This window comes from Paenibacillus sp. TY11, from assembly GCF_059772165.1.
This window is the reverse complement of record NZ_JCBAIQ010000028.1, coordinates 36,000-58,083: the sequence shown is the minus strand read 5'-3', so window position 1 is coordinate 58,083 and position 22,084 is coordinate 36,000. Positions and strand designations below refer to the sequence as shown.

The 22,084-nt window shown below is 44.9% G+C and carries 27 protein-coding genes, 1 tRNA gene and 1 riboswitch; of the genes, 15 read left to right on the top strand and 13 right to left on the bottom strand.

The features are described from left to right. The first annotated feature begins 47 nt into the window (after positions 1–47). The 5 genes from AC6EJC_RS23700 to AC6EJC_RS23680 all read left to right on the top strand — a co-directional run bounded on the left by AC6EJC_RS23700 (position 48) and on the right by AC6EJC_RS23680 (position 2,320). A tRNA-Ser gene (locus AC6EJC_RS23700) sits at positions 48–136 on the top strand. Between the two features lie 142 nt (positions 137–278). Continuing rightward, positions 279–620, top strand: a complete 342-nt coding sequence (locus AC6EJC_RS23695; protein ID WP_444956069.1) for a hypothetical protein — start codon at positions 279–281, stop codon at positions 618–620. Between the two features lie 27 nt (positions 621–647). Continuing rightward, positions 648–818 carry a hypothetical protein gene (locus AC6EJC_RS23690; protein ID WP_444956068.1) on the top strand — a complete coding sequence of 57 codons (171 nt, stop codon included), beginning with the start codon at positions 648–650 and terminating at the stop codon, positions 816–818. Positions 819–890: 72 nt separating this feature from the next. Then, positions 891–1,046 carry a small acid-soluble spore protein P gene (locus AC6EJC_RS23685; protein WP_444956067.1) on the top strand — a complete coding sequence of 52 codons (156 nt, stop codon included), beginning with the start codon at positions 891–893 and terminating at the stop codon, positions 1,044–1,046. A 197-nt stretch (positions 1,047–1,243) separates the two neighbouring features. Continuing rightward, the gene (locus AC6EJC_RS23680) at positions 1,244–2,320 is read left to right on the top strand and encodes a hypothetical protein (protein WP_444956066.1); all 1,077 of its coding nucleotides are present in this window, start codon (positions 1,244–1,246) and stop codon (positions 2,318–2,320) included. 117 nt (positions 2,321–2,437) lie between these two features. Here AC6EJC_RS23680 and AC6EJC_RS23675 read toward each other — a convergent pair whose 3' ends face one another. Both AC6EJC_RS23675 and tadA read right to left on the bottom strand, forming a co-directional pair. Further along, positions 2,438–3,004, bottom strand: a complete 567-nt coding sequence (locus AC6EJC_RS23675; RefSeq protein ID WP_444956065.1) for a GNAT family N-acetyltransferase — start codon at positions 3,002–3,004, stop codon at positions 2,438–2,440. Positions 3,005–3,097: 93 nt separating this feature from the next. After that, positions 3,098–3,598 (bottom strand): tRNA adenosine(34) deaminase TadA, encoded by a 501-nt coding sequence (tadA, locus tag AC6EJC_RS23670; protein ID WP_444956064.1) that lies wholly within the window; start codon positions 3,596–3,598, stop codon positions 3,098–3,100. A 328-nt stretch (positions 3,599–3,926) separates the two neighbouring features. Between tadA and AC6EJC_RS23665 the strand changes: the two genes are divergently transcribed. Beyond that, positions 3,927–6,203, top strand: coding sequence for a PAS domain S-box protein (locus AC6EJC_RS23665; RefSeq protein ID WP_444956063.1), 2,277 nt, complete (start codon positions 3,927–3,929; stop codon positions 6,201–6,203). A 51-nt stretch (positions 6,204–6,254) separates the two neighbouring features. Further along, positions 6,255–6,956 (top strand): 23S rRNA pseudouridine(2604) synthase RluF, encoded by a 702-nt coding sequence (rluF, locus tag AC6EJC_RS23660; RefSeq protein WP_025723782.1) that lies wholly within the window; start codon positions 6,255–6,257, stop codon positions 6,954–6,956. A 138-nt stretch (positions 6,957–7,094) separates the two neighbouring features. On the opposite strand, the gene motB is transcribed toward rluF, so the two are convergent. Together motB and motA are read right to left on the bottom strand one after the other, a co-directional pair. Next, the gene (motB, locus tag AC6EJC_RS23655) at positions 7,095–7,922 is read right to left on the bottom strand and encodes a flagellar motor protein MotB (protein ID WP_444956062.1); all 828 of its coding nucleotides are present in this window, start codon (positions 7,920–7,922) and stop codon (positions 7,095–7,097) included. Beyond that, positions 7,915–8,709, bottom strand: a complete 795-nt coding sequence (motA, locus tag AC6EJC_RS23650; protein WP_025723780.1) for a flagellar motor stator protein MotA — start codon at positions 8,707–8,709, stop codon at positions 7,915–7,917. Before motA ends, motB begins: the two co-directional genes overlap by 8 nt. A gap of 187 nt (positions 8,710–8,896) precedes the next feature. Between motA and AC6EJC_RS23645 the strand changes: the two genes are divergently transcribed. After that, complete coding sequence (locus AC6EJC_RS23645; RefSeq protein WP_444956061.1) at positions 8,897–9,190, top strand: hypothetical protein; 294 nt, start codon at positions 8,897–8,899, stop codon at positions 9,188–9,190. A gap of 117 nt (positions 9,191–9,307) precedes the next feature. After that, positions 9,308–9,607, top strand: a complete 300-nt coding sequence (locus AC6EJC_RS23640; RefSeq protein WP_444956060.1) for a 4a-hydroxytetrahydrobiopterin dehydratase — start codon at positions 9,308–9,310, stop codon at positions 9,605–9,607. A gap of 78 nt (positions 9,608–9,685) precedes the next feature. Here the strand turns inward: AC6EJC_RS23640 and AC6EJC_RS23635 are convergent, their stop codons facing one another. The 4 genes from AC6EJC_RS23635 to AC6EJC_RS23620 all read right to left on the bottom strand — a co-directional run bounded on the left by AC6EJC_RS23635 (position 9,686) and on the right by AC6EJC_RS23620 (position 14,267). Continuing rightward, complete coding sequence (locus AC6EJC_RS23635) at positions 9,686–10,192, bottom strand: GNAT family N-acetyltransferase (RefSeq protein WP_444956059.1); 507 nt, start codon at positions 10,190–10,192, stop codon at positions 9,686–9,688. A gap of 303 nt (positions 10,193–10,495) precedes the next feature. Beyond that, a complete protein-coding gene (locus AC6EJC_RS23630; RefSeq protein ID WP_444956058.1) occupies positions 10,496–10,996 on the bottom strand; it encodes a C40 family peptidase in 501 nt (166 codons plus the stop codon). A 5-nt stretch (positions 10,997–11,001) separates the two neighbouring features. After that, positions 11,002–11,139: riboswitch (cyclic di-AMP (ydaO/yuaA leader) on the bottom strand. A 276-nt stretch (positions 11,140–11,415) separates the two neighbouring features. Further along, positions 11,416–12,243, bottom strand: coding sequence for a hypothetical protein (locus AC6EJC_RS23625; RefSeq protein ID WP_444956057.1), 828 nt, complete (start codon positions 12,241–12,243; stop codon positions 11,416–11,418). An 11-nt stretch (positions 12,244–12,254) separates the two neighbouring features. Beyond that, complete coding sequence (locus tag AC6EJC_RS23620; RefSeq protein WP_444956056.1) at positions 12,255–14,267, bottom strand: M1 family metallopeptidase; 2,013 nt, start codon at positions 14,265–14,267, stop codon at positions 12,255–12,257. A 123-nt stretch (positions 14,268–14,390) separates the two neighbouring features. On the opposite strand from AC6EJC_RS23620, the gene AC6EJC_RS23615 reads away from it, so the two are divergent. Next, complete coding sequence (locus tag AC6EJC_RS23615; protein WP_444956055.1) at positions 14,391–14,897, top strand: YwhD family protein; 507 nt, start codon at positions 14,391–14,393, stop codon at positions 14,895–14,897. A 236-nt stretch (positions 14,898–15,133) separates the two neighbouring features. Continuing rightward, on the top strand, positions 15,134–15,685 hold the full coding sequence (locus tag AC6EJC_RS23610; RefSeq protein ID WP_444956054.1) for an NAD(P)H-dependent oxidoreductase: 552 nt from the start codon (positions 15,134–15,136) through the stop codon (positions 15,683–15,685). Between the two features lie 9 nt (positions 15,686–15,694). Here AC6EJC_RS23610 and AC6EJC_RS23605 read toward each other — a convergent pair whose 3' ends face one another. Next, a complete protein-coding gene (locus AC6EJC_RS23605) occupies positions 15,695–16,054 on the bottom strand; it encodes a winged helix-turn-helix transcriptional regulator (RefSeq protein ID WP_103050231.1) in 360 nt (119 codons plus the stop codon). Between the two features lie 304 nt (positions 16,055–16,358). Here AC6EJC_RS23605 and AC6EJC_RS23600 point away from each other — a divergent pair, with 304 nt between their 5' ends. Then, positions 16,359–16,865 (top strand): PTS sugar transporter subunit IIA, encoded by a 507-nt coding sequence (locus AC6EJC_RS23600; protein ID WP_444956053.1) that lies wholly within the window; start codon positions 16,359–16,361, stop codon positions 16,863–16,865. 156 nt (positions 16,866–17,021) lie between these two features. Here AC6EJC_RS23600 and AC6EJC_RS23595 read toward each other — a convergent pair whose 3' ends face one another. Further along, positions 17,022–17,771: an MBL fold metallo-hydrolase gene (locus AC6EJC_RS23595; protein WP_444956052.1), complete on the bottom strand. Its 750-nt coding sequence runs from the start codon at positions 17,769–17,771 to the stop codon at positions 17,022–17,024. Between the two features lie 141 nt (positions 17,772–17,912). On the opposite strand from AC6EJC_RS23595, the gene AC6EJC_RS23590 reads away from it, so the two are divergent. Together AC6EJC_RS23590 and AC6EJC_RS23585 are read left to right on the top strand one after the other, a co-directional pair. Further along, positions 17,913–18,458: a histidine phosphatase family protein gene (locus AC6EJC_RS23590; RefSeq protein ID WP_444956051.1), complete on the top strand. Its 546-nt coding sequence runs from the start codon at positions 17,913–17,915 to the stop codon at positions 18,456–18,458. Between the two features lie 60 nt (positions 18,459–18,518). Beyond that, entirely contained in the window at positions 18,519–18,872 is a 354-nt protein-coding gene (locus AC6EJC_RS23585; protein WP_444956076.1) for a YunG family protein, read from the top strand. Between the two features lie 269 nt (positions 18,873–19,141). Here AC6EJC_RS23585 and AC6EJC_RS23580 read toward each other — a convergent pair whose 3' ends face one another. From AC6EJC_RS23580 to AC6EJC_RS23570, 3 genes are all read right to left on the bottom strand, one after another. Further along, a complete protein-coding gene (locus AC6EJC_RS23580) occupies positions 19,142–19,192 on the bottom strand; it encodes a putative holin-like toxin (RefSeq protein ID WP_229716897.1) in 51 nt (16 codons plus the stop codon). A 175-nt stretch (positions 19,193–19,367) separates the two neighbouring features. After that, positions 19,368–20,180: a pentapeptide repeat-containing protein gene (locus tag AC6EJC_RS23575; RefSeq protein ID WP_444956050.1), complete on the bottom strand. Its 813-nt coding sequence runs from the start codon at positions 20,178–20,180 to the stop codon at positions 19,368–19,370. A gap of 335 nt (positions 20,181–20,515) precedes the next feature. After that, positions 20,516–20,908, bottom strand: coding sequence for a VOC family protein (locus AC6EJC_RS23570; RefSeq protein WP_444956049.1), 393 nt, complete (start codon positions 20,906–20,908; stop codon positions 20,516–20,518). 119 nt (positions 20,909–21,027) lie between these two features. Here AC6EJC_RS23570 and AC6EJC_RS23565 point away from each other — a divergent pair, with 119 nt between their 5' ends. After that, positions 21,028–22,077, top strand: a complete 1,050-nt coding sequence (locus AC6EJC_RS23565) for a hypothetical protein (protein ID WP_444956048.1) — start codon at positions 21,028–21,030, stop codon at positions 22,075–22,077. The last annotated feature ends 7 nt before the right edge of the window (positions 22,078–22,084 follow it).

Here is a 22,084-nt window from a genome sequence, read left to right as displayed (position 1 = left end):
GCCTGAGTATGTTTAATAAGGGAAGCAGCTTTATCGATTTACCACCTGGAGAGGTACCGAAGCGGTCATAACGGGGCGGTCTTGAAAACCGTTAGAGTGCAAGCTCACATGGGTTCGAATCCCATCCTCTCCGCCATATTATAAATAATCCAAGCCATTCGATTACGATAGCTGGTACATTGGCCTTTACGCTAATGATCAGGAATCGTGGAGAATGGCTTTTTTGTTGTATAAAAAGCTCGTTTTTTTCACACGTTATCAGATGTGGAGGTGCTGGCATGAATCGAGAAATGACAGTAGATCAGCAAAAGCTGGTAGAGGCCTGGCAGGAACAACTGCCGATTCTTTTGAATTCAGGGGATAAATCACAGGTACAGGCAGATGAAGCCGACAATCGGGCTATACGAATCCACATCGAGGTAGAAGGCAGACAAATGTACTCCTTTGATTTTGCATGTACTTATGTAGATTCTCGGGAAGTGCAGGTTAGCTTAGTCGATGTAGAGCGGGACGGACAGTCTGTGGATGAACGAACAGATATCATTCAACAGTTGCTGTCCGATTATACTCGGCATATTCACCAATGTGCCCAGACATTACAGTCATTGACGCACTCGTAGTCATGAAGGAATGAGGAGGAAGGCTACATGACAAAAGCCAAAAACGGACTGGATAAAAACCTGTCCAACATTGTTGATGATTTGGAGCAACGTCCAGTTAATAGTCATCAGGCACAGCAAGTGGAGCAGGATCGTAATGATCGCCGTCATCAGGATTCACTAAATCACGATAAAACGGAAGATCTACACCATCTTTAGTCCTATTTTAAATGGTAATAAACGGATTCGTTGAAGGACCCGAAATATAGACCGAGGATGGAGGGTGCGTAAATGAGCAAGCCTAAAGCCATTCCTGTTCCCGAGGCACAGGATACTGATGGAAGTAACGAAAAGCGTGAGCGTAGTCACCAACAAGAGCCGTTATCCGGTTCCAAGAAAGTGAAACAGCGGAATCACGTGGATCACCACAACAGAGAAGGTTCATAAGCAGTCTGACTTTTCTCCTAAAAATATATGCATAGTGTAGTACACCCTGGTTAGAGAGCCAGGGTGTCTTTGTGCTTATTGCAAGAAAATTTTCCAATAAGTGTTTCGCTACTTGTGAATATGAGTTAAAATAGAGGGTGTGTATTTTTTTGTTAGCATAAAAAAGGGGTTAATTACGAGAGGAGAGAATCTACACAATGAGTAAAAAGTTATCCGTCTTGGTACTCACTATGGTGTTGCTTTTGACGGTAGCCCTGGTAGGTTGTAGCAAGAAGTTAGAACCGAAGGAAGCTGTTACGACAGGTACTGCAAATGCAATGAAATTGAATTCTTATGAATCCAAAAGTCAATTCACCATTAAGGAACTGACAATTACATCCGCTTCTGTTCCAAGTGAGCAAAGTGCAATGGTAACCAGCATGCTGAAAAATGCAGATATTACGCTGGATGGTGTATACCAAAAAGAGCCTTTCCAATCTGAAATGACGCTTGGTATTCATTTGAAAGGTGATCTTTCCACCAGCTTCACGATTCCAATGGTAATGACTAAAGATAAACTGTACGTTAAAATTCCTAATATTCCATTTTACCCGCTTCCACAGGATGTTGTAGGTAAATTCCTGATCATTGATCCACAAGAACTGGCTAAACAATCGGGACAAGAATTTAACCCTGCAACCATGGATCAGGAAAAATCGCAAAAATTTGCGAATGAAGTGATTGCTGCTATTATGAACGAGTATGATCAAGCTACGTATTTCTTTGATATTGATCCTAAAGACGCTAAATTGCCACAAGGCGTTGAAGCTAAACAAGTGGTTCAGTTTAAAATAACGAACGACAACGTGAAGCAAGCGACCAATACATTTATCACTAAGGCGCTTCCTAAAGTCCTTGATGTGATGTCTAAAGACGAATATGCTAGCATGCTTCAAGTGAAGAAGGAAGAGCTGGCTGAAGCGAAGAAAGAACTGCAATCCAACACCAGTGAAGTTAGCAAAAAGCTGGATGAGTTGAAAAACTATTTGACGGTGAAACAGTTTGACATTAACACAGCTTTGAACAAGGATAACATTCCTGTGTATCAGGACCTGAATGCAAACGTGGAACTGAATGATCCTACTACGAAAGATAATGTGAAATTGTCTGTAACAGGCTACACGAAATACAGCAAAATCAATGATAAAGCAGCATTTAAAGTGGGTATTCCAACAGGTGATCAAGTCCTGACTATGGAACAACTGCAACAAAAAATGCAAACTGTTGCTCCTTAAACAGGGGATGACATGATTACAAACATCATTTTTTCGAATGTGATGTAAGAAAAACCGCTCGGCATAAGCCGGGCGGTTTTTTTGTCTACTGTTAATGTTATCTCCCTGTGCAGTCATTTAGGTCCGCCACACGTCATCCTCAGCTAAAAGTCCAAACATTTGGTGGTCCTGCCATGTACCCTGAATTTGTACCAGCTTGCGAGCAATCCCTTCCGGTTGGAAGCCGCACTTTTTTAATACACGTTGTGAGCTATCATTATGCACGAGGGTACCCGCTTGGAGACGATGTAGAGATAAGGCACGAAAGGCATATTGTATGATCAACTTTAAGGCAGCGGTCATATGCCCTTTACCCTGTTCATGATGATCCATCATGTAGCCGATATCGGCGAATTGTCCAACTCCACGCACCAGATTGGAAATGGAGATATAACCGATGAGCCTTTCTTCCTTTAAGAGAAAGATACCGAACAAGTATCCTCGATCTTCTTCCGCTTGACGCAATCTCTGACGGATGTAATCCTGCTGTTTCTCTAATGTGAAAAATGAATTCTCGTAAAGCGGCTCATAGGGCGCATGGGAATCCCTATTTCGGAGCCTAAGGGCGAGAAGGGCTTCGCTATCCGCCAAGCTAAATGGCCGTAAAAAGATACCTTGAGGTGTATTATACAAGCTCATAGGCATGGGGTGATCTCCTTCCATGGGGAAATTAGCAATGAGATGTAAATAACGGTTGCACTGCTGGTTGTATGAGATAAGATGTTTTGGACTTTCCCCTCAGGATGAAGATGGGGGAGGAGACAATTTGGCAGCCGCTCTTTTTTGCCGGAGATGCCGAAAAAAGTTTGTTAGCAACGAGGCACATTCCTCCTGAAGTACACCACTGGTTACCTCTGTGCAATGATTGAACCGAGGCTCCTGTAATAAATTCATTAGCGTGCCTGCGCAGCCTGCCTTGGGGTCTGTGGTGCCATATATCAGATGGGGGACTCGTGATTGAACAATGGCTCCGGCGCACATCGGGCACGGCTCCAGAGTGACATACAGCCTGCAATCCAGCAGGCGCCAAGCGCCCAAATGCTCACTGGCTTGACGAATGGCAACCATCTCTGCATGTGCTGTTGGGTCAGCATCAGTCTCGCGCAAATTGTAACCGCGGCCGATGATTTTATTATCTTTTACGATGACAGCTCCGATGGGGACTTCACCCAACGTTTCTGCCTTGTACGCTTCCTGAATGGCTTCTTTCATCCAATAGGCGTGATCCATAGTGGTCACTGGGAAAATGCTCCTTTCAAACGCGGAATTATCCAACGAACAAATATTCCGTTGTTAACATGATGTGAATAAAATTGTGGATAACACAGCACTTGTCCACAGGTTTATCCACAGTTTATAATAAAATCTGTGTATTTGTGGACTACCTGTGGATGATTATCTTATTATATTGTAGGCAAACGCCCGTCTATTGACAACACTGTACACAAAGTGTGTATTTATGTATATCCGGTAAATGTAAATGCTGGTATCACAGGCGCTATTACGGTATCATTGAGTTAGCAATTGCCAGTAATCGCCAGCATACGGCAAGAGGTGAGAAATCAGTGTGTCGATAAAAATCAGAATAACGATCATTTTGTCGGGGTCCGTCCTGTTTATCCTTTTGTTAAACATCGCACTCAATTATTACACGACCCACGAAAATCTAAGAAGTGACAGCGAAACTAAAATGGTTCTGACGGCTAAAATCATCGGAGGAGCCATCGAACAAACCCAACATAGCTGGGAGGCCGTTGACAAACAGCTCGGATATAATTTGTGGCTTTCTGCCACCTTGGCTGCCAATCAGCTCGATCCTGACATCCGAAATATTCAGCAGGAACAGCTTCAACAGATAGCCACACTCCACAGGGATATTAATATTTCCTTGATGATTCGAGACGGGCAGGGGTATAAGGTTGTCAAATCCTCGGATCCTAAAGAAGTGACGCCATCTGATCCATTGACAGGGCATTGGAAAAATGCAGTTGACCAATTATATGAGCATGGACAGGCTCCAATGGCGCAAGGTCAAAAACTGGACCATTTTTGGACCGGATCATTTGACTACACGGGTTCAGACTCCTCACATATTAATAAATGGGGATTTTATTATGACCAAAAACGTAACTACTTAATTCGAATTTCCTTTCAGGATACTTCAGTACGAAATTTCATAACCATCCTGAGCCCCGATGAGATCGTAAAGCAAACCCAACAAGTGGATTATCGCATCATGGAGATTACAGGAATTAATCCTGCAACCTTTGGTGGCGCTACGATGGACAAGAACGGGAACGACCGGAAATACTATTACATGTACAACAAACCGATCCAATTCGGCACGTATCAACTAACGAGAGTGCAGGAAGATCGTTTGGCCGTGTCCAGGGCTATCCTCTCGGGGGAGAGTATCGTACAAGACTGTTATATTAAAGGCGAACGGGTTCTCGTCAGTTACATACCTTTTTATCCGGCTAACCGTGATGCCTATGTCATTCGTATTGTTATGAATTACGATACGATCACTTCTGTTATTTCCAAGCAATTGATTAGTCTAGTTGCCATTTCCATTGTCCTTTTGGAGGTTGTGATCATTGGAAGCTATGTGCTGGCCAGTTTGTTTGTCCGTCCAATTCAGTCGATACTAGGTAAAGTGAACGAGATGGCTGATGGTCATTTTGATACACGGCTACAAATTAAGGGTGGTCATGAGCTTGCACAGCTGGGTGAGCGCATCAATGCGATGGCTTACAACCTAGGGATGTATACGAGAAGACTCGAACAGATGTACGAAGAGAACCGTTCTGTAAAGGAGCATCTAGAATCGGTTATTAATCAGACGGCAGATGCAATTCATGTGACCGATCAGGAGGATCGTGTCGTTCGGGTCAATCATGCTTTCGAAGCTTTGTATGGCTGGACCAAGAAAGAATTGGTTGGTCGTAAGCTGGAGTTTGTACCTCCGCAGCAACAGGAGGAGTATGAATTTCAGAAGGAGAGCCTGCTTCAGGGAGAGAGCATCGTGTCAAGTGAGTCCCTTAGAATGCGTAAGGATGGAAGTACAGTAGAGATCAGTATGAGCACGTCGCCTATTTTGGATGAAGAAGGCGAAATTTTGGGGTTTATCAGCGTCTCGCGTGATATCACGAGTCGCAACCGGATGGAGGAACTGCTGCGCAGATCGGAGAAACTGACAACCGTAGGACAACTGGCGGCAGGTGTAGCGCATGAAATTCGTAATCCGCTAACCACGCTACGTGGCTTTCTCCAACTACAGCAGCAAAATCAAGTGTTGAATATGAAACACAACGATATTATGATGTCTGAGCTGGATCGCATCAATTTGATCGTTAGCGAGTTCTTAATACTGGCGAAGCCACAGGCAGTGCATTTTCAGAAAAAAGATGTTCGCTATATTGTGAGCGACGTGATTTCTTTGCTTGATAGTCAGGCGCATCTGCTGGGCATTGTATTCGACCTTCAGGTTACGGACGAGCCTGCCCTGGTATACGCTGAAGAAAATCAGTTAAAACAGGTATTCATTAATTTACTTAAAAATAGCATGGAAGCTATGAGTAAAGGTGGTATCATCACGATTCATTTGTTCTTGGAGGGAGAAAGCGTTAAAATCTTCATACGGGACCAGGGAACGGGGATTCCCGCAGAAATGCTGTCCAAGCTGGGGGAACCATTTTTCACAAACAAAGAAACAGGTACAGGACTAGGACTTATGGTCAGCCAGCGTATTATACAGAGTCATAAAGGCACACTGGATATTGAAAGCACAGAGGGAGAGGGAACGACAGCCCTGGTGCAGCTTCCGATTGCCAAGCCTGAGTAACGGGTTGGGGCGCAGGAGGAAGTGTGTTAGTAGAAATGGAGGGTACACAGGTTGCGCATTAACAAGTTTATCAGCGAAACCGGTTTTTGCTCGCGCCGGGAGGCGGACAAGCTGGTAGAGAGCGGCCGCGTGACGATTAACGGTGAAGTAGCCGTGCTGGGCAGTCAAGCGGAGGAAGGCGATGATGTTCGTGTGAACGGCAAGCCGCTACGCGAGAAGTCCGATCACGTCTATATTGCATTGAACAAGCCGGTGGGCATTACAAGCACGACAGAGAGCCACATTAGAGGCAATGTTGTCGATTTCGTGGGGCACCCGCAGCGGATATTCCCGATCGGACGCCTGGATAAGGATTCAGAAGGTCTCATTTTACTTACCAATGATGGAGACATTGTGAATAAGATTTTACGGGCAGAAGGCAAGCATGAGAAAGAATATATCGTAACGGTGGATCGCCCTGTCATACCATCTTTTGTGCAGGGGATGTCCAGTGGCGTGAAAATACTCGGTCAGCGGACGCTGCCCTGTGAGGTAACGCGTGTATCTGAGTATGTATTCCGTATTATCCTGACGGAAGGGAAAAATCGTCAGATCCGGCGTATGTGTGCTGCCTTCGGTTATGAAGTTAAAAAACTGCAACGCCTGCGGATTATGAATATTCGGTTGGGGTCCCTTCAGAAAGGCGCCTGGCGTGATCTGACAGAGGCCGAGAAGCTAGAACTGGGCCAGATGCTTGATTATACGCTTAGCTAATGCCAGAAGGGCCTTATAATAGCCTACAGCGTATGATCCTCGTATATGACAGGACCAGAGCACAGGAATCACTAAACAAAAAGGCACCAGCTGCATAAAAAATGCGGCGGTGCCTTTGTTCATATAACATATGCATGATCAACCTTCATTCGAGCTAGAGGTAGGACTAATGACTTGTGTACCGTTCTGATATTTGCGGAGAACGGAAATTTCGACACGACGGTTTTTGGAACGTCCTTGTCCATCTTGATTGCTTGCTAATGGGCGATACTCGCCATAACCGATGGATACAAACTTGGTTGGGTCGAGCTGTGGATTGAGCAATAAAATACGCAAGAAATTAAGCGAACGTTTGGCACTCAAATCAAAGTTGGACGGGAACTGGCTATTGGAAATAGGTACATTGTCCGTGTGACCGGATACGATAACATCATAGCCAGGAAACTGCTGGAGCATGCTGGAAATGGACTTGGCCAGCTTTCTTGCTTCCGGCTTTACTTCGGCCTGCCCGGATGAAAACAAGGCATTATCACTAATGGTGATCATCAGCTGGGATTGGTTCAGCTTGGTGTTCAGCAGAGGGGACAGGCCGTTATTTTGAATATATTGATCCATTTGTTTTTTTAGCTTCTTTAAATCTTCTTCTTCCCGCTGAGCAAGCTGCTTTTGCAGATCAGAGGTAGAAGTGGCTTTAGATTTTAACGGTTGTGATACCTGTTCTTTATTTTTGCCCATATCCATGGATTGTGACGACGGATTCGCGGCCGAGTGATCCAGCACGCCGGTGCCGCCACTAAAAGCTGCACTCAGGGATTGAGCCATAGTTTCGAATTTTTTGGCGTCGAGCGAGCTCATACCGAATAAGACAATGAAAAGAGCCAACAGAAGGGTCATTAAGTCGGAATATGGCAACAGCCAGCTTTCGTCAGCATGCTCTTCATGCGGTTCATGTCTCTTTTTACTCACTGGAATCGCCATCCTTCTGGGTCATCGTAGCCCGTTCGGTCGGAGTGAGGAAGATCGTCAGTTTCTGACTGATGGCAATAGTCGATATACCCGATTGAATCGAAAGCAGACCTTCGACCATCATTAATTTAAGCTCTACTTCTTTTTTGGATAACCGTTTCAGCTTGTTGGACATCGGATGCCACAGGACATAACCTGTAAAAATACCGAGCAACGTCGCAATGAAGGCTGCTGCAATGGCATGAGACAGCTTTTCCATGTCACTCAGGTCGGCCAGAGCGGCAATCAGACCTACAACCGCACCGAGTACCCCGAGAGTTGGAGCGTACATACCGGCTTGGGAGAAGATCAGCGCGCCAGAGCGATGTCGATCCTCGGTAGCATTAATATCTTCCATCAGAACGTCCCGTACGAATTCCTGATCATTGCCGTCAATAATCATTCGCATGCCGCCACGCATAAAGGGATCGTCGATTTCCTCTACCTTGGATTCCAAGGCGAGCAGACCTTCACGACGGGTAATGGATGCCCACTCGGTAAACGTACCGATGAGTTCTTTGCGGTCTAACAGTTTTTGTTCGGTGAAAATAACCTTGAACAGCTTCGGAATCCGTTTGATTTCTGCCATCGGGAAGGCCATAAATATACTCGCTGCCGTTCCGACGAAAATAATCATGTAAGCAGCGGGATTATTGACCAGGTTGACGACTGGAGCGCCTTTTAAGATCATCCCGACGACCAGTGACACAATCCCGAGCACAAGTCCGATAATGGTTGAAATTTGCATGATACACCTCATCCATGAGAATAGATTTTGAATCCTTTCATGCCGCCGGGGTCGTCCTTGCCCCAAGCGCGTCATTACAAGACGGATTATAGTATTTATCGACAAAACTCTCTTTTTTGTTAAGTGCGAATTTCCGGTATAATAAGGTGATTATGTATTGAATGGCGGAACTATTGGAGGAAATGGTATGGGAGTAAAGCATGGGCGCGAGTATGAACAAATTTTGAACGATTTGACAGAGGCTGTGGGACGCATCCCAGATAGCTATGAATTTTTTGAGATGGAAGCAGAAGATTGGGACAGGCTGGACCCGCCGGGGCGGCAGGAAGTCAATGAAGCTTTGGCAGAAGACTTATTTTATGCACTGGGTACAGAGCCCATAATCACTGTAGGCAGCGGCGTTGTGATCTATGAGCCGGAGCAGCATCGTATCTATGTACTCATTGGAGATGAGGAACTGACGTCGGTGCCTTTGATTTGAAGGCCGTCTTATGGATTTATCAACGGGGCCGTGGTAATATGTACACCAATATATCGTAGTTTTGGCCGCATTTAAGCGGCTAAAAGGCTTCCGTATAAACGGGGAGGAGTTCGTAACATGCCTTTTACACAAGAAGAGATTGAAGCACATCTGGAGAAACTGGAGGGCTGGGAACTGGAGGAAGGACGTTGGATCGTTCGAAAATATAATTTTTCCAGTTTTATGAAAGGGATTGCATTTGTGGATGAAGTTGCCGCTATATCTGAAGCATTCAATCATCATCCATTTATTACGATTGATTACAAGACCGTGACTCTGCGTTTGACCTCCTGGGACGACGGCGGTATTATGGCCGTGGATATTAAGGAAGCCCAACAATATAATGAAGCTTTTGAAAAAATGCGTACCAGTCATTGAGCTTGTAATGATCTGTCGTATGATGATAAAAGCGCCTTCGCTATACAACATCGCGGTTGTATGCCGAAGGCGCTTTTATCATAGAACCCGGGTCTGGTGGTCGGGACGATATACCATACAATAAAACGGCTTTTTGCCGTCGGGAGTCTGGCGTTCATAGGTATCCGTAAGCTCAAATCCGGCCGCCTTGTAGGCCCGGATAGCGCGCCCATTCCAAGTGAGTACCTCCAGATCAATTTCATTCTTCGGTTTGCGTCGTCTGGCTTCCTCGGCAATGGCACGGACAAAATCGGAGCCTCTGCCATGTCCGCATCTTTCAGGATGCATTCCAAGACCTAGCCGGGTCACACCGACCATAGGAAAATATTGAGCAAATCCCGTCAGCTTGTTCTCTTCATCCAGTACGGCAACATATTGCTCTTGGCGAAGCGAGGGACTTCCAAATTCGACTTCAAGCGCCTTCATTTGTTCCCAGGGGAGCCAGCCGTATATGTTGTAGGGTGGATCATAGCGCCATTCACAGATTGTAGCCGCTTGATGCTCGTCCATCGGTACGATCCGATAGTTGGATATTGAGGCAGGCATGTTTTCTATCCTCCTTTTACAGGTACTTCAATCATTAACAACAGATTGTAGACAAGTTGCAGGGGAATGGCAAGCGTGTTTATTTCATACCCAAGTCGGGTATACATTCAATAAGAAGGATTTACTACTCATATGCTCCCCCAGCGGTGACGGTAAAACCGACGATGTTCGCTAAAATTGAAACCTTTTGAGGTGTCAGTTCGTCAGTAATGATAATAATTGCTGATGTTGTGGACATAAAAAACCGCAATTCGATTCCGGCCAGAATCAAATTGCGGCTAGGTTTAGCTTGCTGTGCGTTAGTTATTCTACGTTGTCGTCATCAGGAACATCTGAAGCTACAGAGTGGTAAGCGTCTGTGCTCATAATTCTTTTTGCACCGACATAACGGTTAGCGTAATAATTTTCGTTCAGTGAGCTAACTACTACACCACGTGAAGACGAGGAATGGGCAAATTTCCCTTCACCTACGAAGATACCCACATGGGAAATGCCTCTTCCTGTGGTGTTAAAGAACACGAGGTCCCCAGGTCTCATTTCATCGCGGGATACGGAAGATCCCATTTTGAATTGTGAACCAGATTGATGCGGCAGTTTAATTCCCAGTTTGTTGAATACATACATTGTGAAGCCGGAGCAATCGAATCCCTCGAGTGTAGTGCCTCCGCTTCTGTAGCTCGTTCCTTTGGCATCTTGGATGACCTGGTCCATCTTGGAGTCTGCAAATGCACTGCCGCCACCGAATGTAAAAGATGTAAAGGCAATGGCAAGCCCCATGGCTGCGATCGTTAGCTTCTTCTTCAAAAAAAATATACCCCTTCCATTGCCTGCGAGGTTAGCTTAAGGATTCGGTAGAAGGTTCCCCTATGACCACTCTGTTGCGAGATCAATTCACCCAAACTGGTTCCCCCGCTTCCTAGGTGCCAGGAATTAGGCTTAACTTAAGATGTGCACCTTGGAGAGCAGTATTCACGATAACGATGTTTTTGAGATAAAGGTTACAATAAAGATTACAAAGTTGTTACTATCAGTTCACTGCGATTATTGTAACAAAGACGGCTGGCTTTGGCAAATGTTTCATCGCAAAAAGTTACAAAAAAAATCTGCTCCTAATGCCCCAGGAACAGATTCTGTTAACAGTATTCAGTTATGTGCCGTTTGCACGGGTAAGCAAAAAGATTTTTCGACAGCTGGAAATGAAGTTGGAAAATATAAGGGAGGGCTTAGCCTCTACTGGAGATATAGGTATGCCATAGTCTGTACTGCGAACTGATATGCCACAGCCTGACCAGACTGGTAACAAAATGATACGATTGCTGGAGAATGAGCGCCAACATGCCAGTCCAAATCATCGCCACGGTGCCAAATAGACCGAAAACCAGCAGCACACAAGCACCGAGCAAAAGGGATATGCCGACAGCTGGGAGGAGCTGGCGAAAGAAGGCGAGCAGGGACGATAGTATGGCGTGATCGCCGACAGTACCCAGTTGCATATACAGGATGCACTGCCGAATGAACCATCCGTAAGCTATCCACCCAATGACATAGGGCAACAAATGAAGCAGGTGAGAGGAAGACTGCAGCGCTCCTGCTACAATGGGGTAGAGTCTCGGTACCACCCAAAAGGCGGGAAGCAGCAACAGTCCCAACTCGATGATGTAATACAACAGCGACGACAAGCCGTGGCGTTTCATACCCCTGAAGAAGGACAGGCTTTGCGGTTCAGTCGCATCGGTATGCAGGCTTTGATATATTCCTGCTCTAATGAAGGGAGTGATCAGAATGCGCAGTACGGTCGCCCCTAGTAGTACCCACAAATACACATGCACTTCCCGGCTGTCCATCAGGGCAATCTGGCCCTCCATCCAAAACAAGGTCTGTCCCAGCTCGTTTTGACCCTGATCAGGATAACGCAGCAGCAACGGGATAACGGCAGATTGCACCAACCGATAGAGAAATACCCCCCACAGTAGTCGGTACAGAAATAGAATGATAACGATATAAAATCGTATGCGCACAAGCGCCCAGCCTTCTTTTATGACAGTCCGCATCTATAGACACCTCACCATGACAGACTTCCAAGCAGTGTCTCCAACAGCTTGGTTACACTTACACTCCAACGGGTTTGTTGCTTTTCGTTCAATTCGGCTTTCAGGTTATTATTAATATGCTTGTTCTCCAGTGCAATGGTATATAGAGGATCAAGGGTCACATAGGAAACGGGAGAGGTACTTTTGAGCCGAAAAGTTGTACTTTTGCCCGTGCCGTCCCATGCCTTAAATATGGTTGTGCCATCCTTGAAGGTAAATTGAACAGGGATCTTGGGATAATCCGCCCCTTTCTTGCTGAGCGTCACGACCGCTTCATATCCATTCTCCAGCTTGTGGTTCGTAATGCGATCCACCGAAAAGTCCGCCATCTGGCCGTCATATACATACTGTTCAAAATAGTGGCTCCATGAGCGTCCGGTGACTCTCTCCACGATGCGCTGAAAATCCTGTGAGGACGGATGTTTGAATCGATACGTCTGGACGTAGGTCCGCATAATCCGATCCATTTTTTTCAACCCCACCTGACGTTCAATGCCCCGCAGTACCAATTTGCCTCGAGAGTAGGCATTTTGCGCATACTCAGCAGTTGAGCCGTACTTCCATGACTCGCGGTTTAGCGGCTGTGGGGAAGCTACCTGTCCCGATTGTAATGGCAAGTTGGGGGTAAGCCCATATTCTTGCTCCATGAGCCGCTCCTCTGCATAGGAGGTGAAGCCTTCATCCAGCCAAGGCTCCTCAAATTCATTATTGGCTACCATTCCGTAGAAATATTGATGTCCAATCTCATGAACCAGCGTCCGTTCCAGACTATAGCCGGGATTCAGATTATCCGCAGCCGCGGCCGTGATCAGTGTCGGATACTCCATGCCGCCGGCTCCATTGCCTGTTTTGGGTGGAACCACGATGGATAGGGTGGAATATGGATAAGGCCCGTACCATTTGCTGTAGTACGAAAGGGCGGCCTTCGCTGCGCTCATGTAGCGTCCTTTGAGCTCCTTGTGCGACGGATCAAGGTAGAGCTTGATTTTGACACCAGGGACTTCAGCAGAAGAAAAGGGTTCTTCTACAGTTACAAAATTGGGTGAAGCGGACCAGGCAAAATCGTGTACATCATCGGCATAAAATTGATATATTTTCTGGCCGTTCTGTCGGACTGCACCACGGGTGGGAAATCCGGTCGCAGCTACGATGTGTGTTTCAGGCACCCGAATCCGTACGCTGTAAATCCCAAAATCGGCATAAAACTCGGAGTTGCCATGATATTGGTGGAGATTCCAGCCCTCCTCGGCGCGTCCACGCTGTCCTGCAGTCTCGTAGACGCTGAGCTTCGGGAACCACTGTCCTGCCATTACAAAATCATCTGTCGCGCCCATACGAGCGAAGATGGCAGGCAGTTTTACCTCAAACTTCATATATAATGTGATTTCTTCGCCACCTCGTACCGGCTTGGGTAGACGCACCTTCATGAGCGAACGGTCGCCTGCGTTACCGTCATCTGGTTGCACATATTGGGTGCGGTGCATGAGAGATAAACCGTCTTCCGTTTTTAGTTCAGTCAGCGTCATGGAGCCGTAGCCGTCCTTGGGCATGGTGTCTCCACGCAGCTTCCCCCCGGATTCCTTCATAAAGGTGGTTTCCATGGAAGAGAAAGCATTAGGGTATAGATGAAGATACAGATCATTCACGGTTTTCTTGCCCGGATGCTTCCAGGTCAGTGTCTCAGTGCCTCGCAAAACCTGTCCTTTTTCCAGAGACACATCAATGTGGTACTCCACCACCCGTTTGCTGAGGATTTCTGTAGCGGGCTGTGGAGGGTTCTTGGGCAGGTCAGGCAGGATGTTTGCCCCTAGGGGCTTGCCCATATTTGGCGCAAGCGCAGACTCAGACGGGGAGCCGTATAGTGGTTTGCCTATGGACTGCGGATCGGATTGCGATTGGGGCTGCCAGGCAAACCATAACGTCCCTGCGAGGAGACCGAGGGCTAGTGTAGACAATAAAACGATTTTGGTGCGTGCTGGGGTCATACAATGGATACCTCCCGTTGACAAGCATCTACAGCATGTATATGTTTGCTTTCGGGAGATTATTAGTTAAAATATTTATAGTGTAGAATAGTGTGAAGACGGAAAATGGAGGCCTAGTGACGCATGAGTGAAAATCAGCCGGATGGCAAAAAGCAGATTGCACTGAACATTGTCAGTGGCAAGAGTAAGCATAAGGGCTTCGGCGCAGGCTCAATCGACTTGAACAGCATGTCCCCGGTCATCATTGACCGAGGAGAGGCGAAAATTGATATCGGTGCCATGCATGCCAAAAGTAAAGTGGAACGTGGCATCAAGTTCTCTACGAATAAAGAGGACGTACCAAACGGACGCCAGGTATGGCTGGTATGGGTAGCCGTGGACCGTACGCCCGAAGGACGTGTGTACGGCGGCGCGACCGCCTGCGAGATGCTGATTGACGACGAAGCCAAACGCGGCTGGAAAATTCTCGCCGATCACGTCAACCGTATGGATTATGCGCTCAAGCGCCGTTTTATGCTGGATGATCTCGGCAGCGAAGATAAAGCAGCGCTCAAAAGCCTGCTGATTTCGCATAACGAGGAATGGTGGGCCGCCTCGCCGGAGGAATTGAAGCAGGCGCTGGAAGGGTAAGAAAAGCGTTAACGTAGTAATAGTATTGTAAAAAGCAGCCGCTTCTGTGGGCTGCTTTTTTTGTTGCGAAATAGCTTTCAGCATGAACGTATGATCGTGGTGATGGTATAGAAAGAATATTTTTCTGATTTGACACTAACCTTTTAGTAAGTAGTTGTACTAAAAGTGCATACTTACATATTTGTAGTGCGCGCTTTATACTCAGAAAATAAATAATACTCAAGGAGGATAAGTCTTTGAAAACTCTTGTTATCGTAACACACCCAAGCATAGAAACATCTGTGATAAATAAGCAATGGGTAGGAGAACTCAAAAAATATCCAGAAAAGTATACTATACATGAATTGCATACGATTTACCCTGACGGGAACATTGATGTGGAAAAAGAGCAGCACTTAATTGAATCGCATAGTAAGCTTATTTTACAGTTCCCTGTTTATTGGTTTAGTAGTCCGCCTCTCCTTAAAAAATGGCTTGACGATGTTTTTGCTTATGGCTGGGCTTATGGTTCAAATGGAGGAGACAAATTAAAGAATCGCAAAGTTGCTTTAGCTGTATCTGCCGGAATTAAAAAAGAAGATTATAGTGAAAAGGGAAGATATCGCTATACACTTGAGCGTCTACTATCCCCTTTTGAAACAACCTTCCTATATTGCAGTGCAGATTATCGTTCGTTCTTTGCGTTTTATGGTACAGAAAATGAGCCTGGCGCAGATGCCCCAGGTTTGTCTGAAAGCGAATTGGAAAAAAGCGCACGAGATTATTTGAGTTTTATTGACAGCCTGTAATAGGAATGCCTATTGCTGTCCGTCCTCCAGAGCTGGCAAACCATTTTCCTCTCCCCACTCGCACATCATATTTAACAATGGAATGAGAGAAAGGCCACGCTTAGATAATGAATATTCAACTTTTGGAGGTATCTGGGGAAATTCCTTGCGTATGATAAGGCCATCTGCCTCTAGCTCTTTTAACATAATGCTTAGTGTTTTGAAGGAAATGGTGCCGATACTTCGTTTCAGCTCGTTATGCCGCATAACCTTATTTTCAGAAAGCCAATATATAATGATCATTTTATATTTACCACTTATTAAGGACAACGTATATCCAAAGCCAGTGTCTTTTAGGACCACGCCAGACGGAACACAGGTTTCACCCATAAGTTACACTCTCCTTTAGGTAAGTATATAATATAAATGTGCATACTTTACAACTGATCATTATGCAATCTTAGTGAAATGATGTAAAGTATGCTCGTTATAAAATGTTTCTGTATCTTTAAATAGAGTGATTTTAGAAACGGAGAGGAGCGCCTTGACATCCTGGAAAGGCGTTCACTATAATTCAGATAGAAATCGCTTCCACTCTTCTTTTTATTCATTTTGTGGAACCGGTTCCTTAAAAGATGTAGTTAAGTCCTATTCACTGTTTATGAATGTAATCTCTAAATAAGGTGGCATCGTTATGTTTAAATGGTTGAAAAAGAAGGCGGCTCCTCGTATTGAAGAATTCGACATGGTAGCACCAATCAAAGGAAAAGTGGTTTCCCTTGAAGAGGTTCCAGATCCTGCGTTCTCTACGAAGGCTATGGGGGAAGGCATCGCTATTCATCCGACTGAAGGTAAAGTTACTGCTCCTTTTACGGGTAAAGTCGTCCACGTGATGGAGAAAAGTAAGCATGCTCTGATCATTGAGCATGAATCCGGAGTACAAATTTTGATACATGTCGGGATTAATACAGTCTCCCTCAAAGGACAAGGGTTTAACCCTCACGTTCAAACAGGAGATAACATTAAAGCAGGGCAATTACTGATGGAGTTTGATCTAGACGCGATTCAACAGGGTGGATTTCCTGTAATTACTCCGGTAATCGTTCCAGACGGGCAAGAGATGATTAGTCATGTGGAAATCTTGGAAGGTACATCTGCCTCTCCAGAAGTACCTGTATTAAGAGTCCACTTAAAAGCCTAGTTCTCATCTTCTTTCTTTTGTGTAATAGTGAGATTTATTTTAGAATTAACAATAAAATATGTTAGAAAAAAGACTAACCAGGAGTTCCTGGTTAGTCTTTTCTTTAGATGATTCACTTATCGGTCAAGGGGCTGGTATGAACATGTGAATCAAAGGCTAGGATCCACACAACTCGGATATCCGCCGATTGCAATTGCCTTCGTAAAGCCCTCCATGAAAGCAAATCACTTTTTTAATATCATAGGGCAGCAGATTTTTAAGAGACTCTTTCGCCATATTGAAATCAGAGCAGTATTGCGGGTCTGGAGCTAGTAATTCGCCGCTTACTGTGCGAAGAGCATCTCCTGCAATCAGGATTTGGCTAGGCTTATGATAAAAACTTAGGTGTCCCGGTGTATGACCAGCAGTATCTATAGCTACGATCCCTCCACAGAAGGGCAATTCCTCTCCGGCAACGATCGTGGAGTTTACTACAGCCTTTGGGGGATTTTCAAGTGTACGCCGGAATGCATGTTTCCACTCCATTGGAACGGATTCGGGCAAGGAGCTTACAGCTTGAGCTATCGCCTCTGGTGTCAGCTTTATAAGTTGCTTTTCTCCCTGTATATAGGGCTTTTCAATAGAACTGGCAAACACTTGAACTGGGGATGAACAAGTCCGAACCACATCTGCTAAACTGCCGATATGATCAAGATCCTGGTGTGTTATTAATATGGAGGTAAGTTTATGGACTGCTAATCCGGTACCTAGAATGGCCTCATGTAAAAGTGAGAGTTGCCCGGGGTAAGCCGTATCGACTAAAATCATGTTATCTTCGTCCCACATTAAAGTGGGGTAAATGCTCTCTGTATTTCCCATGATGTTAGCAGAAACCTGAAGTATGTGTATTCCCTTGTCCAATTGCATCGAATCCCTCCCAGAAGAGTTGATGTAATACAAAGGAATCGTATCATGAAATCAAAATATGTAAACCTATATTATAACACAAAAATAATTATTTGTAAATATGTAGAATTTTAAATTTGTGTGACAGTTAGGAGTGATGACGTGAAGAAAATTTATTTTGTCAGACATGCCCAAGCAACAGGACAGGAACCAGATGCCCGACTCACCGATGAGGGTACCCGACAAGCTGAGCAGTTAGCTGATTTTATGGAGAATGTAGGTGTGGAATATATTGTGTCCAGCCCGTGGAAACGGGCCGTGCGAACCATTCAGCCCTTGGCTGAACGGAAACAGTTGCAGGTGTATACTGATGTACGTCTTCAAGAACGGGTACTTAGCCATGATCATTTGGATCATTGGCTGGACGTGTTGGAACAGACCTATCTGGACGAGGACTTGAAGCTGGAGGGAGGAGAATCATCCCGTGAAGCAGTAGATCGAGGAATCCAGCTTGTTCAGGAGCTTATAGAGCGGGCGGAAAAAACGGTTATCATTGTAACTCATGGAGCTTTACTATCTCTTCTCATTCGACATTACGATCCGCAGTTTGGGTTTGAGGACTGGAAAAAACTTTCGAATCCCGACGTGTATTTGCTAGAACTAAAAGAAGTAGAAGCCAAGATTCGCAGAGTGTGGACTACGTGTTGAAATGAGTGAAGGAGCACGTTCACCATAAATGCAGAATGGAATCGAAAGGGGACGCGCATGTTGAATGCAAACCGTTTTTTAGAATTGGAAAATGCGCTGTTTCAAGCTTGGTCTTTGGAGTCTAGCTCTAAATGGACAGCAAATAATCCTGCGGCGGGACAATGTGGTGTCACAGCGCTCGTCGTGCAGGACAGGTTTGGCGGCTATATTTTGAAGACATGGCTGGATAATGGTTGGCACTATTACAACCGCATTGGTGAGGACATTATGGATTTTACGAGGTCGCAATTTTCAATCCTTCCACAGTATCAGAATGTACATTCCAACCGGGAGGAGGCTTTTTCGGACACCAATGCAGAGCAGTATGCAGCCTTAAGTCGGAGACTAGGGGAATTTCTAAACGAAAAAGAATGAGCGGATTTAAATCTGGATGCAGTCATAAAGACGTGATTTTTGAACCTGATCCAATGGAAGGTACTTTTTGTTGCCCAATATACATTAAAGAGCTGAGTAATCAGTAAAATTCTTGAAGATAAAAGCTGTATTTACGTTATAAAATGAGCTATACTGAGGTAAGAATAGTAAGGAGTCGTGCGCCAACACGACTCCAGTGTACAACCACTGCTTAAAGAGCAGTCGGCAGTAGGGTCCAACAATAGACCGTTACCTTTGTGGGGGGCGGTCTATTTCTTTTTCATGTAGGTAAGCAATGCCAGAATGAACATGCCGAACATGATCATCAAGGAAATCGCGTCTTTAACCTCCATGGGCATCACCTCCCTTCGGGGAGACTAGCCGACCGCCCTTTTAGCCGTATGCCGTACTAGAAAAGTATACCATAAATCGAACGTTTTTGAGATATTAATTACTTAATTACGCATTTTCTTGGAGAGTACTATAAAATAAACTCTAATGCAGCCAATGACCGGGAATACTTAGAGAAGGGGGCAGTTTGGTTTTACAATTGCCCTTAGCCGAATTTAATTGCGCTTGTGTAAGGAAAATACTTCCTTCCAGATTAGCTTCACTTAAATCAGCGTCTCTAAAATCCGCACCGATAAGGTCGGTCATTCTCAAATCAGCTTCTCGGAGGTCAGCAGCAATAAGTAAAACTCCTCTCAAATTGGCACCTCTAAGATTAGCACCTCTTAAATTTGCACCAATAAGATCTCTCCCCCTAATTTTTTTACTATATTTGCTGTGTTCCATGTTGTTCTTAACCTTTGCCCGCACTAATTCACTTGTTTGTAAAAGTAAATCATTAACTAGGGCCCTATGGGTTGGTACATGAAGATCTATAAGGGATTTTGGATCTTGATCCGTAAGTTGCTCGGTTTTTGCCATAGCTTCTTGTAAGTCTGTATAGATGGGTTGAACTTCTTCTAAGCTAAGGGCTTCATTTAAGTAATAAAGCATTTCGTAAAGCTGTTGCATGATGGGGAATATTTTAAACATTTCCTCAGCTATTGCCGGGTTGTCTCGCCAACTTTTTCCGTTGTACGTAACTTGAGAAATCTTTTGACCTGCTCCAAAGCAATCATATACAGTACAGCCTCGCAAGCCGTTAGTTCTTAAATTTTTATGAATGCCACAACGATAATCCACATTTAGGTTTTGACAAGGAGTTCCTCCATCCTTGTTGAAAGCAAAATCGGCAGATTTTGCATAAGGTAAAGCTACACAGCATAAACCAAAACATTTTTCACAATCTGCACTATACAATAAACACACATCCTTTTACTGGCACCTATTAAATGTAATATTACCAAAAAAAGATGGGGTATAGTATATTGTTTGTGATTAAACTTCTCGAAGTCTGCTAGATAGTTAGAAAAGAAATCAGAAAAAGCCTAACACGACTCCAGTGTACAAACAACTGCTTAAAGAGTAGTCGGCAGTAGGGTCCAGCAAAACAATAGACCGTTACCATGGATCGAGGCGGTCTATTTCTATTTCATGTAGGTAAGCAATGCCAGAATGATAACAAATAACCCGGTGTAGATCAAAGTGATCTTAGCCGGGTTATTTTGCAATTGGATACATTAAGATATAGTAGGTCAGACTTTTGCCAGGTTCAATTGCCATGAAACTCCGTATTTATCTTCAACCCAGCCGAATTGTTGGCTTACGGGTGTGGTTTCGAGGGGCATTAAAACTCGGCCTTCCTGAGATAGCTGGTCAAACACGCTGTGAATTTCTTCTTCCGAATCGCAGGTGACGAATAGCGATAGAGCAGGAGTAAAAGGGTGTTTGTTCTGATGATTTTGATCAATAGCCATGAAGGTTTGCCCTTTGAGGTTGAATACAGCATGTAACACGCTCCCATCTTCCTGATGAAAAACGCTCATGATACCAGACGGCTTAAATACAGAGGTATAATATTGCATGGCTTCCTCTGCTTGACCGGAGAACATGAAAAATGTTGTAATTTTTGGACTGGAATCGTGCATGAGATCAACTCCCTAGACTGGATCGTAGATGATAACATCTTTCCTCATTTTTAATAGAAATATTCAACATTAGAGAAGTGCTTCATGAAGACGTACACACGTGAAAGGAGAAAACCAGGATGATGGACGCGACAGCAAGACTTATTGACATGTTCGACTCAGGCAAGAAGCTGGACGCCAGTATCATTTCTGCCTATACGGATGTAGTTGCCCAATATGGGACAATGGAAGATGCTTGGGAGTTATACAGGCTTTTTGTAAAAGATCCCCATCATTATATCAGGGGGTTGCTCCTCCAGCCGATCATGAGATGCGGGGATGTTACTTTGGCGCAGGATATGTATGAACGTTACGTTCGAAATCAGGCATCCCCGGAACATATACCTAACGGTGTGTTGTATGTGTTAGGTTATTTGGGTTATGTGGAAGCTACGGCTGATCTCGTCGCTTTGGTGAGCGGGCCATATGGAGCTGCGTCTGTGGATGCATGTTTGGGACTGGTACATCTTCCATGCGAATCGCATCGTGAACAACTGGCGACCGAATTGGAAAAAGCGAAGGATCAGAATTTGTTTAATGAATTCTTACCTCTGTTAAGCTTCAAATGCACTACTGAAGATATGGTTCCGCAATTGGTATATTGGGGAGAGCAACATGCTTCTGTAGACTGCAATGCAGGAATTATTGCTGGAATAGCATTGTTTGGAGAAGGACAGAAGGATACGATCCGATCTATCTTGTGGAATCCGCTTTGGGAGGCTCACGGAACGGCTACAGGCAGTTGTGTGTGGTCTTATTTTGCCATGCAGCATGTAGGGTTAACTTTCAGGGAGCTTATTCAGGATATAAAAAGCTACGATGCATCCAAAGAGGATGTAGAGGCATTGGAATACCGTTTGGATGTGTTGTATGAAATGTTGGAACTAAAGCTCAGCTATACAGCACGACCAATCCGGTTCGCTCGCAGCAACGAGGAATCATTTAGTCAGCTATATAGCAATTTGTTTAGCTGGTCTACCGAGCATCACGATGACTCTATTGTAGGCTGGATGAACGAACAGTTGGGATATGAGCACCGACTGCTGGAACAGTATAATGAGCTAAGGAAACGAGTCGAGATTAAAATGGTGCATGAAATTGAGCTGGAGCATGTCCGTAAAGGTAGTTAATCGGGTC